The sequence below is a fragment of the Nonomuraea sp. NPDC049714 genome (genome assembly GCF_044465295.1).
Classification (GTDB): Bacteria; Actinomycetota; Actinomycetes; order Streptosporangiales; family Streptosporangiaceae; genus Nonomuraea.
Window position 1 is genome coordinate 287,705 of record NZ_JBITLM010000006.1, and the last position, 14,982, is coordinate 302,686.

Consider the following 14,982-nt stretch of genomic DNA (forward strand, 5'->3'; position numbering starts at 1 on the left):
CGACTATATACGCCTACTTTCTCTAGATAGTCCCAACTCCCGGGGAACTTGACACCCGATTCCCGGGATCTATCTAGGGCAGGGCGCTCATCCGCCAAGCCGACTTCCCTGGTACGAGAGGGTTACGCATCCTTCTCGCCGGGTTTCGCCATGTTCGGCCCCGGCGGGGTGGCGGGGGTGACGGCGGCGCCTGCCGGGCGGCGAGGACCGCGACGAGCGCGGCGATCTCCTCCGGGGTCGCGTCGCCGCGGACAATGCGCAGGTGGTCGCTCATAGCGGGATGTTCCCATGCTTCTTCGGGGGCAGGGAGGCGCGTTTGTTGCGCAGGGCCCGCAGCGCCCTGACGACCTGGGCCCGGGTCTCCGAGGGACGGATCACCGCGTCCACGTAACCGCGCTCGGCCGCGATGTACGGATTGGCCAGCGTGTCCTCGTACTCGGTCACCAGCCGGGCGCGCTCGGCGTCCGGGGCGTCGGAGGCGGCCAGCTCACGCCGGTAGAGGATGTTGACCGCGCCCTGCGCGCCCATGACCGCGATCTGCGCGGTGGGCCAGGCCAGGTTGACGTCCGCGCCCAGGTGCTTGGACCCCATGACGTCGTACGCCCCGCCGTACGCCTTACGGGTGATCACCGTGACCAGCGGCACGGTGGCCTCGGCGTAGGCGTACAGGAGCTTGGCGCCCCGGCGGATGATTCCGTTCCATTCTTGATCCGTCCCAGGGAGGAAACCCGGTACATCAACAAAAGTCAGGATCGGAATATTAAAAGCATCACATGTTCGAATAAATCGCGCGGCCTTCTCGGAGGCGTCGATATCCAGGCAGCCGGCGAAATGCATCGGCTGGTTGGCCACCACCCCCACCGGACGCCCGTCCACCCGGCCGTACCCCACCACGATGTTGGGCGCGAACAGTCCGTGGACCTCCAGGAACTCGCCGTCGTCCAGCACGTGCTCGATGACCCGGTGCATGTCGTACGGCTGGTTGGCCGAGTCGGGGATCAGCTCGTCCAGCTCCGGGTCGGGCTCCAGGTCCTCGGCCCCCTCGAACTCCGGGGCCTCGTCCAGGTTGTTGGACGGCAGATAGGACAGCAGCGCCTTGACGTACTCCAGCGCGTCGGCCTCGTCGGCGGCGAGGTAGTGGGCCACGCCCGACTTGGTGTTGTGCGTGTGGGCGCCGCCGAGCTCCTCGAACGTCACCTCCTCGCCGGTGACCGTCTTGATCACGTCGGGGCCGGTGATGAACATCTGCGACGTCTGGTCCACCATGACGACGAAGTCCGTCAGCGCGGGGGAGTAGACGTGCCCGCCGGCCGCCGCGCCCATGATGAGCGAGATCTGCGGGATGACGCCGGAGGCGTGCACGTTGCGCTTGAAGATCTCCGCGTAGAGGCCCAGGGCGACGACCCCCTCCTGGATGCGCGCGCCACCGCCCTCGTTGATCCCGATGATCGGGCACCCGGTCTTGAGCGCCAGGTCCAGCACCTTGACGATCTTCTCGCCGTACACCTCGCCGAGTGAGCCGCCGAACACGGTGACATCCTGCGAGAACACGCACACCTGCCGCCCGTCGACGGTGCCGTGACCGGTGATCACCCCGTCGCCGTACGGTCGCTTCTTGTCCAGGCCGAACATCGTCGAGCGGTGCCTGGCGAACTCGTCGAACTCCACGAACGAGCCCTCGTCCAACAGCGCCAGCACCCGCTCGCGCGCTGTCATCTTGCCCTTGGCATGCTGTTTGGCCACCGCCGCCGCCGATCCGGCGTGCGCTGCCTCGTCGAGCCGGCGCTCCAGCTCGGCGATCTTTCCTGCGGTCGTATGAATGTCCGGCACGTCTGGCATGGAGTCAAGAGCACTCATGCGCGCAAGGGTAAACCCTGCTCGTAGAGTGGCTCCATGACGGATGCGGTTCGCACCACGGCCCTGGTCAAGCGATTCGGCGCACAGGTCGCGGTCGCGGGAGTCGATCTCGTCGTCCCGGCCGGCAGCTTCGCCGGTCTCGTCGGGCCCAACGGCGCGGGCAAGACGACCACCCTCAGCATGATCACCGGCCTGCTCCGCCCCGACGGCGGCCAGGCCGAGATCGACGGCCTGCACGTCTGGCGCGACACCTTAGCGGTCAAGGCGCGCATCGGTGTGCTGCCCGAGGGGCTGCGGCTGTTCGAGCGGCTGTCCGGCCGTGAGCTGCTCATCTACAACGGCAGGCTGCGCGGCATCCCCAAGGCCGAGGTCGAGCGGCGCGCCACCGAGCTGCTGCAGGTGATGGACCTGGCCGAGGCCGCCGACAAGCTCGTCGTCGACTACTCCACCGGCATGCGCAAGAAGATCGGCCTGGCCGCCGCGCTGCTGCACAACCCGTCGGTGCTCTTCCTCGACGAGCCGTTCGAAGGCGTCGACCCGGTCAGCGCCCAGACGCTCACCGAGGTGCTACGGCGCTACACCGCCTCCGGCTCCACCGTGATCTTCTCCAGCCACGTCATGGACCTCGTCGAGCGCCTGTGCGACTGGGTGTCGGTGATGAGCCGCGGGCAGATCGTGGCCCAGGGGCCGCTGGCCGAGGTGCGCGCCGGGCGCAGCCTCAACCAGGCCTTCCTGGATCTCGTCGGTCGCTCGCCCGACCAGGGGGACGCCGGGCTGACCTGGCTGGGTTCAGGGGACCAGCGGTGAGCCCAGTGGTGAGTACGGTCACGCTCTTCGCCGGGCTCAAGCTGCGCCTGCTGGCGGGGAACCTCCGGGGCGACCTGGCGCGCAAGCTCGGCTTCGCTTTCACGCTGGTCATGGCGGCGGGGACGGCGGTGCTCGGGTTCTTCCTGATGAGCCTGGTCCGGCTGGCGCCCGCCGACGTCGCGGCCGACATCGTCATCGTGGTGTTCACCGTCTTCCTGGTGAGCTGGATGATCGTGCCGCTGCTCGCGTTCGGCCTGGACGACACGCTGGACCCGTCGCGGCTGTCGCTGTTCCCGCTGTCCACGGGCAGGCTCGCGGTCGGCATGTTCACCGCCTCCGCCACCGGCGTGTGGCCTCTCGTCACCCTGATCGTCACCGCGGGCGCGCTGGCCGGGCTCGCCTACGGCGCGGGCGGCGTCCTGCTCGGCATCCCGGCGGTGCTGCTGCAGTTCGCGCTCTGCCTGGTCGCCTCCAGACTCGTCACCACCTCGCTGTCCGGCGCGCTGCGCACCAGACGCGGGCGCGACGTGCTGGCCGTGGCGGCGATCGGCGCCGTGCTCGTCTTCCAGCTGCCCAACCTGCTGATCAACAGCGGCGTGGGCGACCCCCTGGCCCTGCTGCACGGCGCGGCGAGCGTGCTGCGCTGGACCCCGTCCGGGCTGGCCGCGCACGCCATCGCCGACGGCGGCCTCGCCGGCCTGGCCGAGCTCGCCGTCCTGGCGCTCGTCGTGGTCGCCGCCGCCTGGCTGTGGATCAAGGCGCTGGGCCGGGCCCTGGTCACGCCCGACGTCTCCACCCAGGGCGGCACCGTGGGCCAGGGGAGCGGCCTGGTCGACCGGTTCCTGCCCGACGGGCCGCTGGCGGCCGTGGTGACCAAGGAGCTCAAGTACATCCGGCGCGAGCCCCGCTACCGGGTCGTCTGGTTCAGCTCGGTCGTGGTCACCGCCCTGCTGGCGTTCTCGATCGGCAACCAGAGCGACGGCCCGTCCGGTGCCGGGGTGCCGATCGCGCTGGCCGCGATGGCCGGGCTGATGATCGCCCTCCAGCTCGGCAACGCGTTCGGCATCGACGGCCGCTCCCTGTGGATGAACGCCGTGACCATCGGCTCCGAGCGCGGCCTCAGCACCGACCTGGCCGGTCGTCACCTGGCCAACGCCCTGGTCGCGGCCCCGCTGCTGCTGGCGGTCGCCGTCGCCGCAGGCGTGTTCACCGGCAGCCCGGGAGCGATCGTCTGGGCGCTGTGCGCCGGTCTCGGCACCCTCGGCGTCGGGTTCGGCATCGGCTCGGTGACCAGCGTGGTCATCCCCTACACCGTGCCCGAGCGGCTCAACGCCTTCACCGGCGCCGCCCCCGGGCAGGGCGGGCAGGCGCTCGCCTCCTCCATGGTGGCGCTGGTGGGCATCGTGCTGCTGTCCGTGCCGTTCGTGGTGGCCGCCGCCTTCGGCGCCCTGTGGGTGTGCGCGTTCGCCCCCTTCTACGGTCTGCTCGCCGAGGTGCTCGGCCGCAGGCTCGGCTCGAAGATCGGCTACGCTCGGTTGCCCGAAGTGCTCGCGGCGGTGTCGAAGCCCACGTGAGCAATGGTCTAGTCCAGTGGGCGAGACCGGTATTCAGCGGTTCTGGGTGACTCTGTACGCTTCGAAGCATGACTGACCAGGGCTTTGAGCATCGCAGCGCTGCCGTGACCGAGATGCCGGACGAGCTGCGCCGCGACGTGCGGTTGCTCGGAAAGTTGCTCGGACAGGTCATCGCCGAGCAGGGTGGCGAGGACCTGCTCGCCGACGTCGAACGCCTCCGCAAAGCGGTCATCGCCGCTCGTAGAGGAGAGGTGTCGAGCGACGAGATCGCCGCCATGGCGGCCGGCTGGGAGATCGACCGCGCCGTCGAGGTCGCCCGCGCCTTCACCTGTTACTTCCACCTGGCCAACCTGGCCGAGGAGCACTACCGCATCCGCATCCTGCGCGAACGCGACACCGGCGACCACGTACTGCGCGAGTCGCTGGCCGAGGCCGTGCACGAGCTCGGCCAGGAACGGGTCGCCGAGCTGGTCGAGGAGCTGGAGCTGCACCCCGTCCTGACCGCCCACCCCACCGAGGCGCGCCGTCGCGCCGTCGTCACCGCCATCCAGCGCGTCAGCGGCCGGCTCACCGACTACAACGCGCCCGGCCGCGGCGCCGCCGAACGCGCCGAGGACACCCGCCGCCTGCTGGAGGAGATCGACCTCCTCTGGCGTACGGCCCAGCTCCGCAACACCAAGCTCGACCCGCTCGACGAGGTGCGCACCGCGATGGCCGCCTTCGACGAGACGCTGTTCCGGGTGGTGCCACAGGTCTACCGCTCGCTGGACGCCGCGCTCAGCGACGCGACCGGCACCCGCCCGCCGCTGGCCAGGCCCTTCATCCGCTACGGGAGCTGGATCGGCGGTGACCGCGACGGCAACCCCAACGTGACCTCCAAGGTCACCCGCGAGACCGTCCAGATCCAGTCCGAGCACGTGCTCACCGCGCTGGAGACCGCCTGCTCCCGGATCGCCCGCACGCTCACGGCCTCCGCCCAGTTCGCCCCCGCCTCACCGGAGCTGCGCGCCGCGCTGGCCGCCGTCGTCGACGCCCACCCCGAGATCGTCTCCGAGCTGGCCACCCGCTCCCCGCAGGAACCGCACCGGCAGTGGATGCTGTTCGTGGCCACCCGCATCGCCGCCACCCGCCGCCGTAACCTCGACCTGGGTTACCGCGCCCCCGCCGAGCTGCTCGCCGACCTGCGGCTGGCCCAGGAGTCGCTGTCCCAGCACGCCGTACGGCAGGCGTACGGAGAGCTGCAGCACCTCATCTGGCAGGTGGAGACGTTCGGCTTCCACCTGGCCGAGCTGGAGGTCCGCCAGCACTCCCAGGTCCACGCGGCCGCGCTGGAGGAGCTGCGAGCCGGCGGCGAGCTGTCCGAGCGCACCGAGGAGGTGCTGGCCACGATCCGGGTCATCGCCTGGATCCAGGAGCGCTTCGGCGTCACCGCCTGCTCCCGCTACGTGGTCTCCTTCACCCGCTCGGCCGACGACGTCGCCGCCGTCTACGAGCTCGCCGGCCACGCTCTCGGCTCGCGCGGTGTCGTCCTGGACGTGGTCCCGCTGTTCGAGTCGGGCGAGGACCTGGCCAACTCCCCGCGCGTGCTCGCCGGCATGCTGGAGATCCCGCAGATCCAGCAGCGCCTCGCCGACACCGGCAGACGCCTGGAGATCATGCTCGGCTACTCCGACTCGGCCAAGGAGCTCGGCCCGGCCGCCGCCACCCTGCGCCTGTACGAAGCGCAGGAGCAGCTCACCGCCTGGGCCGCCGAGCACGACGTCAAGCTGCGCATGTTCCACGGCAGGGGCGGCGCGCTCGGCCGAGGCGGCGGCCCCGCCAACCGCGCCGTGCTAGCCCAGGCCCCCGGCTCGGTGGCCGGCCGCTTCAAGGTCACCGAACAGGGCGAGGTCATCTTCGCCCGCTACGGCCACACCGAGATCGCCCGCCGCCACATGGAGCAGGTCACCAACGCCGTGCTCATGGCCTCGTCCCCCACGATCGGCTCCCGCACCGCCGCGGCCGCCGACCGTTTCCGCTCCCTCGCCGAGCAGGTCGCCTCGGCCTCGGAGCAGGCGTACCGCGCCCTGACCGAGGCCCCCGGCTTCCCCGAATGGTTCGCCCTGGTGAGCCCCCTGGAAGAGATCGGCTCCCTGCGCCTCGGCTCCCGCCCCGCCCGCCGCGGCCTCGGCGCCCCCCGCTCGCTCGACGACCTGCGGGCCATCCCCTGGGTCTTCGCCTGGGCCCAGACCCGCGTCAACCTCCCCGGCTGGTACGGCCTCGGCACCGGCCTGGCCGCGGCCGACTCCCTGGACGAACTGCGCGCGGCCTACGCCGAATGGCCGCTGTTCAACGCCCTGCTGGACAACGCCGAGATGTCCCTGGCCAAGACCGACCGCTCGATCGCCGAGCGTTACCTGGCACTCGGCGGCAGGAAGGACTTCGCCGACCAGGTCCTGCAGGAGTACGACCTCACCCGCACCCTGGTGCTCAAGGTGACCGGGCACCGGCGCCTCCTGGAGAACCGCAAGGTCCTCTCCCGCGCCGTCCAACTCCGCGACCCGTACGTGGACGCCCTCTCCCACCTGCAGCTACGCGCCCTGACGGCCCTCCGCACCGGCGACCCGTCGGAGCACGAACGCGACCGGCTGTCGACACTCCTCCTGCTGTCGGTCAACGGCGTGGCAGCGGGCCTGCAGAACACGGGCTGACCAGCGGCGGCCGGCCGGCGTCACCTCCAGTTCGTCAGCCGGCGCAGCCCGTACCCCAAAGAGCAGCAGCCCGTGAACCACGCCGATGACGAACAGAGCGAGGCAGCGCCGCAGGGTACGGGCCCGCACGCCCGCCCCCGCAGGTCAGCACGTGGTCACCTGTTCCGGCAACGACCTTGGTCTGCCTGCCAGGTCCGATAGCGTATGGACTGGCGTTCCGGCAGCGGTGGACGCTGCGCGTGAGCTATGTCAGGCGCCGATGAGAGGGCAGATCGACGTGACCCGCCGTACGTACATCACAGTGTCCGCCGGGTAGGAGACGACCGTGTACATCAGCGAGATCAAGGTCTCCGGAATACGGGGCTTCTCCGGGAAGCGCGATGTCGACCTGCGCCTGACCCGGCCAGATGGCACTCATGCCGGATGGACCGTCATGGCGGGTCGGAACGGCTCGGGCAAGACGACGCTGCTGCGTGCGATCGCGCTGGCCATGGCGGGACCGACCGTCGCGCACAGCGTGGTCACTGACTTCGCGGACTGGATCTCCGCAGGGGTTCATGACGGAGTCATCGCGGCGGAGATCGTCCAGGACCGGACCTGGGATCGCTTCAGCGGAGGCGATGTGCCGTCGAGGGACCGCCTGGAAGCGCGGCTTGAATGGTCACGCGAGGTGGTCGAGGACACTGATCGGTATGGGCGGGAACCTCTGCTCAGCAGTGAAAGTTATGAGGCGGTTTTCGGGCCGTGGGCGCGTAATCCGCGTGGCTGGTTCTTCGTCGGTTACGGGCCTTTCCGTCGGCTGACCGGCGGCTCCTCCGAAACCCAGCGTCTCATGGTGAGTACCGGGCCCGTCTCAAGGATGGCGAGTCTTTTTCACGAGGACGCTTCACTCGCGGAGAGCGTCAGCTGGCTGATCGATCTGCATCTGCGGCAACTGGAAGGGCGACCGGGCGCGGCGGAGTTGCTGAGTTTCGTCATCGCGCTGCTCAACGACGGACTGCTTCCCGACGGATTCCGGGTGGAGCGAGTCGACAGCGACGGTCTATGGGTCAGACGGGACGGTCACGTCATCGCCCTACGAGAAATGAGCGACGGCTATCGTACGGTCACCGCGCTCGTTCTCGATCTGGTGCGGCATATGGAGCAGGTCTATGGCGACAAGCAGGGAAGCAGGGTTGCCGGCAAGCACGCGTATCGACCTGATCAGCCGGGCGCTGGAGAGGATCGGCCTCGTTTCCATCTGCCTGGTGTGGTCCTCATCGACGAGGTGGACGCGCACCTCCATGTGAGCTGGCAGAAGAAGATCGGCGGATGGCTCACGGAGCGTTTCCCGGCCGTGCAGTTCATCGTGACGTCGCACAGCCCCTACATTTGTCAGAGTGCCGACCCCGGCGGGTTGATCCGGCTCGCGGGACTTGACGAGGAAGCGCCCCCCAGAGTCGTCGGAAAGGCTCTGTACCAGCGGATCGTCAAGGGCAGCGGTGACGATGCTCTTCTGACCGAGCTGTTCGGCATGGACTCTCTCTACTCCGACGAGGCCGAGAAACAGCGGCAGCGGCTTGTCGTGCTTGAGCGGGCGATACTGGACAACACCGCCTCCACCGAGGAGGAGCATGAGTACGAGGTCCTGCGTGAGGAGCTGAAGAGCTCTCTGACCACCAGGGTGAACGAAGTCGCAGCGAGTTTGACCGAGCCGTCGTGATTCCTGTTCATCGTCCGGCGCTGCCCTTCGATCTGACGGATCGGCTCCGAGTCGCCACCGAGAAGTTGTCCGCCGATCAGGCGGATACCGCGTTGGCGCGTAAGCGGTGGAAATCCGCCGACGGCATAAGGAGTCAGGTCAGAGCGCGCCTCGAAACCATGGTCGTGGGGATCAAATCCTGTATGTACTGCGGTGATCACTTGAGCGCCGACATTGACCACTTCGAGCCGCTAGCAGAGGCTCCGCTCCGGGCCTTCGACTGGCTCAATCATTTCCTGGCCTGCTCACACTGCAACAGTCACGAGAAACGAGATCGCTTTCCACGTGACCACGAGGGCTGTCCGATGCTCGTCGATCCGTCCAGTGAAGATCCACACGACCATCTCGTTCTCAGACTCGCCACTGGAAAATATGAGGCGCTGACGCCTCGGGGTGAAGAGACCATCGCTGTCTTCGGTTTGAACCGGCAGGATCTGGAAAACGCACGGATCTCTGCGTTCGACTGCATGTGCGCCGTGCTGCGGGACCGCTCTCGAGCGCTTCAGGCCGGCCAGGCGGCAAGGGCGGACAGGCTGACGAGAGCGCTATGCGACCAGCCGTTCGTCGATGTTCTCTACACCATGCTCCGCCATCGTCATCATCCTCGTGCGGCACTGGTCCTCGACGGTCAGGAAGTGGTCGACGCCCTCGCGGACCCGAGCCTGCACCTGTGGCCTCAGGTCACGTGTGAGAACTGACGGTCACAGTCGTGCCGGGTAGGAGGTTTCGCTGGTGAGGCTCGGGGTCTCGTCGGCGAAGGTGATCATCAGGTAGCGGCCGTTCGAGTAGCTGACCACTGGGCGCTGGAGCATCTCGCCGACGCGGCGGGCGACCGCCTGGAACAGTTCCACCAGCTCCGGGGTGTCGGCGCTGACCCGGAAGCGGCCGCTGGTGGCCAGGTGCTCGGCGACCAGGGGGGCGAAGTTCGCCTCGCTCCGGGCCCGCTCCTCCGCGTTGAGGGGGGTGCGTCGGACCGTGGGCTGCTGGGTCATCGCGTGATCTCCTTGTGGGCGCCGGGCTCCCAGCATGCCAGCCGCCGGGGCGATCAGGTGAGGGCGGCGAAGAAGGTGCGGAGGTCCGTGGTCAGGGCGTCGGTGGCCGAGTGGGCGGTGTAGTGGCCGCGCGCCGGGGCGGGGAGGGTGTGCCAGGAGACGATGTTCGCGTGGTCGCGGTTCGCGAACGGCCGGATGGACTTGAAGTCGCCCTCCGCCATGGCCAGGGCCAGGGGCACGGTGGTGGGCTCCGTGGGCTGCTCGGCGCGGGCGTTCTCCCAGTACAGGCGCAGGGCGGAGCCGGCGGTGCCGGTGAGCCAGTGGATGGCGGCGTTCGTCAGGACGAAGTCGTCGTCCAGGTCCTCGTCGAAGAGCTGGGCGAGCCAGCCCACCAGCCCGGCGGGGGAGTCGGCGAGGGCGTGGGCGAGGGTCTGCGGCTGCTGGGAGTGCAGGATGTTGAAGGCGCCCTTCTCCTTCCAGAACCAGTCGAGCACGGCCAGGCCGGCCTGGTCCTCCTCGGTGAGGCCGGCGAACTCGGCCGGGTCGCCGGAGGGGAAGGAGAAGATCTGGGTGACGTGCACGCCGACGACGTGGTCGGGGTCGATCCGGCCGATCTCGGGGGAGATCATCGAGCCGCCGTCGTTGCCGGCCGCGCCGTAGCGCTCGTAGCCGAGGCGGGACATCAGCTCGGCCCAGGCGCGGGCGATGCGCTGGGTGTTCCAGCCGAGCTCCTTGGTAGGGCCGGAGAAGCCGGCGCCGGGAAGCGACGGGATGACCAGGTGGAAGTGCTGGGACAGGGGCTCGATGGCGTTGAGGTACTCGGCGATCGAGCCCGGCCAGCCGTGGGTGAGGATGAGTGGAAGCGCGTCGGGGTTCTGCGAGCGGACGTGCAGGAAGTGGATGTTCTGGCCGTCGATCTCGGTGGTGAACTGGGGGTGGGCGTTGAGCCCGGCCTCCACGGCGCGCCAGTCGAAGCCGTCGCGCCAGCGGGTGACCAGCCGCTTGACCCGCTCGACGGAGACGCCCTGGTCGGCGCCGGGGATCTCGTCGGTGAAGCGGGTCAGGGCCAGGCGGGCCTGGAGGTCGTCGAGGTCGGCCTGAGGGATCTCGACGCGGAAGGGGTGGATCACGGAGGCTCCTAAGTCGGAACGGCTTGTTCTGTTCCAACTATAGCAGAACGGAACGGTTCATTCCACAACAATCCGTTCCCGTCCGGCGTAGACGTTGCAGCCCTCGCCGCGCAGGAACCCGACCAGCGTCATCCCGAACTCCCTGGCCAGGTCGACGGCGAGCGAGGAGGGCGCCGAGACCGCGCACACCGTGGGGATGCCCGCCGCCAGCGCCTTCTGCAAGATCTCGTAGCCGGCCCTGCCGCTGACCATGAGCATGTGGCCGGACAGCGGGAGGCGCTCGCTCAGCCCTGCCCAGCCGACCAACTTGTCCACCGCGTTGTGCCTGCCCACGTCCTCGCGCACCGCCACCCGCGCGCCCTCGGCGGTGAACAGCCCGGCCGCGTGCAGGCCCCCCGTCTTGCCGAACACCCCCTGGGCCCGCCGCAACGCGTCCGGCAGGCCGTACAGGATCTTGGGGGTGATCCGCAGCCCGTCCTCGGGGAGCGGGCGGCAGCGCTCGTGCAGGTTGTCGAGGCCGGCCGCGCCGCAGACGCCGCACGCGCTGGAGGTGACGAAGTGGCGGTCCAGCGCGGGCAGCTCGGGGACCGGGCCACGCAGGCGTACGGTGACCGTGTTGTAGCGGGCCGCGGGCGGCAGGTCCTCGTCGGTGCAGTAGGCGATGGAGGCGATGCCGCCCGGCCGCACCGCGCCCTCGCCGAGCAGGAACCCGGCGGCGAGCTCGAAGTCGTGGCCGGGGGTGCGCATGGTGATGGCGACGGTCCTGTGCCCGCCGCCAGGAGTGGCGAGGCGGACCTCCAGCGGCTCCTCGGTGGCCAGGTCGTCGCGGCGGTCGACGGCCACGGCGCCGGTGAGCCGGCGGACACGCGTGCGGGTAGAAGGGCCGGGGCGCGTATTCGGTGGCTTGCCCACCCTCCCATCTTCCACCGCGGCCCTGAGCTGGGCGTGACCGCCCTCCCGCCTTCCACCGTCGGTTCTGAGCTGGGCGTGACCGGCCAGGAGGTGCGGGAGGATGGACTGGTGTCGCGCTACTCGGATCTGGACCGCCCGCCTCTGTCCGAGGCGGCGCTCAACCGCGCCCTGGTGTGGCCGGGCTCGCTGTGGACCGGGATCACGGTCGTCGACAGCACCGGCTCGACCAACGCCGACCTCGCCGCCGCCGCGCACGGGCAGGGCGGAGCGGGGGAGGGCGCGGTGCTGGTCGCCGAGGAGCAGCTCGCGGGCCGCGGCCGGCTGGGCCGCACCTGGACCGTTCCGGCCCGAGCCGGCCTGACGTTCTCCGTCCTGCTCAGGCCGCCGGTGCCGGCCACCGCGTTCGGCTGGCTGACCCTGCTGTTCGGCGTGGCCGCCGCCTCCGCCGTGCGCCGGCTCGCCGAGGTGGACGTACGCCTGAAGTGGCCCAACGATCTGCTCATCGGCGAGCGCAAGCTGGCCGGCGTGCTCGCCGAGCGCAGTGAGGGCGCGGTGGTCGTCGGCATGGGCCTCAACGTCTCGGTCAGGCAGGAGGAGCTCCCCGTGGAGACGGCCACGTCGCTGGCCATCGAGAAGGCGGCCTGCCTGGACCGCGATCCGCTGCTCAGGGCGGTGCTCAGGGAGGTGGAGGTGCACTACCGCGAGTGGGTGGAGTCCGGCGGCGACGCCGACGCCTGCGGGCTGCGCGCCGCCTACCTGGCGATCTCCGCCACGGTCGGCCGCCAGGTCAGGGTCGAGCTGCCGGGTGGCGCGGCGCTCGCCGGGCAGGCCACCGGCATCGACGCCGCCGGCCACCTCCAGGTGGTGGCGGGCGGCGTGACGTCGACGCTGAGCGCGGGTGACGTCGTGCATGTTCGGCCGACGGCATAGCCCTCGGGGACGACTGGGTGGCACCATTTGCCCATGACCATTCCCGACCATCATCTGACGCAGGGTGAGCGGCGCGTGCGCTCCTTCAACCCTCATTGGAAGCGGCTCATCGTCCCCTTCGTCGCCCTCGTCCTCATCGCCGGTGGCGCGGGTGCGGCGATCTACTTCATCCCGGGTGCTTGGGAGTACTCCTTCTACGCAAGGATCGCGGTCGGCGTCATCGCGCTGCTCCTGCTGACGATCTGGTCGTTCGTCCCCTACCTGCAGTGGAAGAACACCGGCTACGTGCTCACCACGCACCGCTTCACGATCAACACCGGGGTGCTCAACAAGTCGACGGACGAGATCCCGATGGCCAAGGTCAACACCGTGAGCTCCGACCAGACCTTCGCCGAGCGGATGCTCGGCTGCGGCACGCTGGTCGTGGAGTCGGCGGGCGACCGGGGCCAGATCGTGCTGCGCGACATCCCCAAGATCCAGGACGTCCGCATGGATCTGTTCCGCCTGGTGGAAGACGCCTCCGACGGCGAGCCCGACAACCACTGAGGTTTCGGCGTGGTGCGGCCTCATGTCTTGCGGAGATCACCGCTCTGACCCAAGATGGCTGCCATGCCGTACGAAGTGCAGGGCGTCATCGCCCGGGGCAAGGGCCAGGAAGTTTCCATCGAGACGGTGATCGTGCCGGATCCGGGTCCCGGCGAGGCGGTGGTGAACGTCCAGGCCTGCGGGGTCTGCCACACCGACCTGCACTACCGGGAAGGCGGGATCAACGACGAGTTCCCGTTCCTGCTCGGGCATGAGGCCGCGGGCACGGTGGAGGCGGTCGGCGAGGGCGTCACCGGGCTGGAGCCGGGTGACTTCGTCATCCTCAACTGGCGGGCCGTGTGCGGCCAGTGCCGGGCGTGCCTGCGCGGTCGGCCGTGGTACTGCTTCGCCACCCACAACGCCACCCAGAAGATGACCCTGGCGGACGGCACCGAGCTCTCACCCGCGCTGGGCATCGGCGCGTTCCTGGAGAAGACGCTGGTCGCCGCCGGGCAGTGCACCAAGGTGTCGGCCGAGGCGCCCGCGACGGTGGCCGGGCTGCTGGGCTGCGGCGTGATGGCCGGGATCGGGGCCGCCATCAACACCGGCGGCGTCACCCGCGGCGACACGGTGGCGGTCATCGGCTGCGGCGGGGTCGGCGACGCGGCGATCCTCGGCGCGTCACTGGCCGGCGCGTCCAAGATCATCGCGGTGGACCTGGACGACCGCAAGCTGGAGTGGGCGCGCGGGTTCGGCGCCACCGACGTCGTCAACTCCGGCGCGAGCGACCCGGTCGAGGCCATCCGCGACCTCACCGGCGGCCACGGCGCCGACGTGGTGATCGAGGCGGTGGGCCGCCCCGAGACCTACAAGCAGGCCTTCTACGCCCGCGACCTGGCCGGCACCGTCGTCCTGGTCGGCGTGCCGACCCCGGAGATGCGGCTGGAGCTGCCGCTGCTCGACGTGTTCGGCCGCGGCGGCTCGCTCAAGTCGTCGTGGTACGGCGACTGCCTGCCCAGCCGCGACTTCCCGATGCTCATCGACCTGTTCCTGCAGCACCGGCTGCCGCTGGACAAGTTCGTGACCGAGACGATCGCGCTCGACCAGGTCGAGGAGGCGTTCGCCAAGATGCACCGCGGTGACGTGCTGCGCTCGGTGGTGGTCCTCTGATGATCGACAAGGTCGTCACGTCCGGCACGTTCTCGCTCGACGGCGGCACATGGGACGTCGACAACAACGTCTGGCTGGTGGGCGACGCGCGCGAGGTGGTCGTCATCGACGCCGCGCACGACGCCGGGGCCATCGCCCAGCGGGTGGGCGGGCGCGAGGTCAAGGCCATCGTCTGCACCCACGCGCACAACGACCACATCAACGCGGCGGCCGAGCTCGCCGAGCTGACCGGCGCGCCGATCCGGCTGCACCCCGCCGACGAGGTCCTGTGGTCTCAGGTGTACGGCGACAGCGTGCCGTACGTCCCCCTGACCGACGGCGAGAAGATCGAGACCGGCGGGATCTCCCTGGAGGTGCTGCACACCCCCGGCCACGCGCCGGGGGCGGTCTGCCTGTACGCGCCCGAGGTGTGCGTGCTGTTCAGCGGCGACACGCTGTTCAAGGGCGGCCCGGGGGCGACCGGGCGCTCCTACTCGTCGTTCGGCACGATCATCGATTCGATCAGGGACCGGCTGCTGACACTGCCCGCCGAGACGGTCGTGCACACCGGGCACGGTGAGTCGACGTCGATCGGGGTCGAGGCTCCGCATCTGGAGGAGTGGCTCACGCGCGGGCACTGAGCTGGGGGTTTGTGGATCTGTGGCGTATCTGACA

The 14,982-nt window shown here is 69.8% G+C and carries 14 protein-coding genes; 9 read left to right on the forward strand and 5 right to left on the reverse strand.

The genetic code is table 11. The features are described 5' to 3' along the window. Positions 1-73 precede the first annotated feature (73 nt). Positions 74-274 carry an acyl-CoA carboxylase subunit epsilon gene (locus ACIBQX_RS24835; RefSeq protein WP_397008327.1) on the reverse strand — a complete coding sequence of 67 codons (201 nt, stop codon included), beginning with the start codon at positions 272-274 and terminating at the stop codon, positions 74-76. Then, positions 271-1,857 (reverse strand): acyl-CoA carboxylase subunit beta, encoded by a 1,587-nt coding sequence (locus ACIBQX_RS24840; protein ID WP_397008329.1) that lies wholly within the window; start codon positions 1,855-1,857, stop codon positions 271-273. The genes ACIBQX_RS24835 and ACIBQX_RS24840 overlap by 4 nt, the downstream gene beginning before the upstream one ends. Positions 1,858-1,893: 36 nt before the next feature. Here ACIBQX_RS24840 and ACIBQX_RS24845 point away from each other — a divergent pair, with 36 nt between their 5' ends. The 5 genes from ACIBQX_RS24845 to ACIBQX_RS24865 all read left to right on the forward strand — a co-directional run bounded on the left by ACIBQX_RS24845 (position 1,894) and on the right by ACIBQX_RS24865 (position 9,367). After that, positions 1,894-2,664 carry an ABC transporter ATP-binding protein gene (locus ACIBQX_RS24845; RefSeq protein ID WP_397008331.1) on the forward strand — a complete coding sequence of 257 codons (771 nt, stop codon included), beginning with the start codon at positions 1,894-1,896 and terminating at the stop codon, positions 2,662-2,664. Beyond that, entirely contained in the window at positions 2,661-4,238 is a 1,578-nt protein-coding gene (locus ACIBQX_RS24850) for a hypothetical protein (protein ID WP_397008333.1), read from the forward strand. The genes ACIBQX_RS24845 and ACIBQX_RS24850 overlap by 4 nt, the downstream gene beginning before the upstream one ends. Before the next feature lie 68 nt (positions 4,239-4,306). After that, positions 4,307-6,928, forward strand: a complete 2,622-nt coding sequence (locus ACIBQX_RS24855; RefSeq protein ID WP_397008335.1) for a phosphoenolpyruvate carboxylase — start codon at positions 4,307-4,309, stop codon at positions 6,926-6,928. 325 nt (positions 6,929-7,253) lie between these two features. Further along, positions 7,254-8,630, forward strand: coding sequence for an AAA family ATPase (locus tag ACIBQX_RS24860; RefSeq protein ID WP_397008337.1), 1,377 nt, complete (start codon positions 7,254-7,256; stop codon positions 8,628-8,630). Next, positions 8,627-9,367 (forward strand): HNH endonuclease, encoded by a 741-nt coding sequence (locus tag ACIBQX_RS24865; RefSeq protein ID WP_397008339.1) that lies wholly within the window; start codon positions 8,627-8,629, stop codon positions 9,365-9,367. The genes ACIBQX_RS24860 and ACIBQX_RS24865 overlap by 4 nt, the downstream gene beginning before the upstream one ends. Before the next feature lie 3 nt (positions 9,368-9,370). Here ACIBQX_RS24865 and ACIBQX_RS24870 read toward each other — a convergent pair whose 3' ends face one another. Genes ACIBQX_RS24870 through fdhD form a run of 3 tightly spaced genes read right to left on the reverse strand, consistent with a single transcriptional unit; the run spans position 9,371 to position 11,703 of the window. Continuing rightward, a complete protein-coding gene (locus ACIBQX_RS24870) occupies positions 9,371-9,661 on the reverse strand; it encodes a hypothetical protein (protein WP_397008341.1) in 291 nt (96 codons plus the stop codon). Positions 9,662-9,714: 53 nt separating this feature from the next. Continuing rightward, the gene (locus tag ACIBQX_RS24875; protein ID WP_397008343.1) at positions 9,715-10,791 is read right to left on the reverse strand and encodes an epoxide hydrolase family protein; all 1,077 of its coding nucleotides are present in this window, start codon (positions 10,789-10,791) and stop codon (positions 9,715-9,717) included. A gap of 57 nt (positions 10,792-10,848) precedes the next feature. Further along, positions 10,849-11,703, reverse strand: coding sequence for a formate dehydrogenase accessory sulfurtransferase FdhD (gene fdhD, locus ACIBQX_RS24880; protein ID WP_397008345.1), 855 nt, complete (start codon positions 11,701-11,703; stop codon positions 10,849-10,851). 90 nt (positions 11,704-11,793) lie between these two features. On the opposite strand from fdhD, the gene ACIBQX_RS24885 reads away from it, so the two are divergent. From ACIBQX_RS24885 to ACIBQX_RS24900, 4 genes are all read left to right on the forward strand, one after another. Next, positions 11,794-12,633, forward strand: coding sequence for a biotin--[acetyl-CoA-carboxylase] ligase (locus ACIBQX_RS24885; RefSeq protein WP_397008835.1), 840 nt, complete (start codon positions 11,794-11,796; stop codon positions 12,631-12,633). Positions 12,634-12,666: 33 nt separating this feature from the next. After that, the gene (locus ACIBQX_RS24890; RefSeq protein WP_397008347.1) at positions 12,667-13,179 is read left to right on the forward strand and encodes a PH domain-containing protein; all 513 of its coding nucleotides are present in this window, start codon (positions 12,667-12,669) and stop codon (positions 13,177-13,179) included. A gap of 63 nt (positions 13,180-13,242) precedes the next feature. Continuing rightward, on the forward strand, positions 13,243-14,328 hold the full coding sequence (locus ACIBQX_RS24895) for an S-(hydroxymethyl)mycothiol dehydrogenase (protein WP_397008349.1): 1,086 nt from the start codon (positions 13,243-13,245) through the stop codon (positions 14,326-14,328). Next, entirely contained in the window at positions 14,328-14,948 is a 621-nt protein-coding gene (locus tag ACIBQX_RS24900) for an MBL fold metallo-hydrolase (RefSeq protein WP_397008351.1), read from the forward strand. Before ACIBQX_RS24895 ends, ACIBQX_RS24900 begins: the two co-directional genes overlap by 1 nt. Positions 14,949-14,982 lie beyond the last annotated feature (34 nt).

Bases quoted from the DNA above. Each gene is read 5' to 3' on its own strand.
- ACIBQX_RS24870 (WP_397008341.1), bottom strand. From the start codon at position 9,661: ATGACCCAGCAGCCCACGGTCCGACGCACCCCCCTCAACGCGGAGGAG.
- ACIBQX_RS24840 (WP_397008329.1), bottom strand. From the start codon at position 1,857: ATGAGTGCTCTTGACTCCATGCCAGACGTGCCGGACATTCATACGACC.
- ACIBQX_RS24900 (WP_397008351.1), top strand. From the start codon at position 14,328: ATGATCGACAAGGTCGTCACGTCCGGCACGTTCTCGCTCGACGGCGGC.
- ACIBQX_RS24895 (WP_397008349.1), top strand. From the start codon at position 13,243: ATGCCGTACGAAGTGCAGGGCGTCATCGCCCGGGGCAAGGGCCAGGAA.
- ACIBQX_RS24845 (WP_397008331.1), top strand. From the start codon at position 1,894: ATGACGGATGCGGTTCGCACCACGGCCCTGGTCAAGCGATTCGGCGCA.
- ACIBQX_RS24835 (WP_397008327.1), bottom strand. From the start codon at position 274: ATGAGCGACCACCTGCGCATTGTCCGCGGCGACGCGACCCCGGAGGAG.
- ACIBQX_RS24890 (WP_397008347.1), top strand. From the start codon at position 12,667: ATGACCATTCCCGACCATCATCTGACGCAGGGTGAGCGGCGCGTGCGC.
- ACIBQX_RS24855 (WP_397008335.1), top strand. From the start codon at position 4,307: ATGACTGACCAGGGCTTTGAGCATCGCAGCGCTGCCGTGACCGAGATG.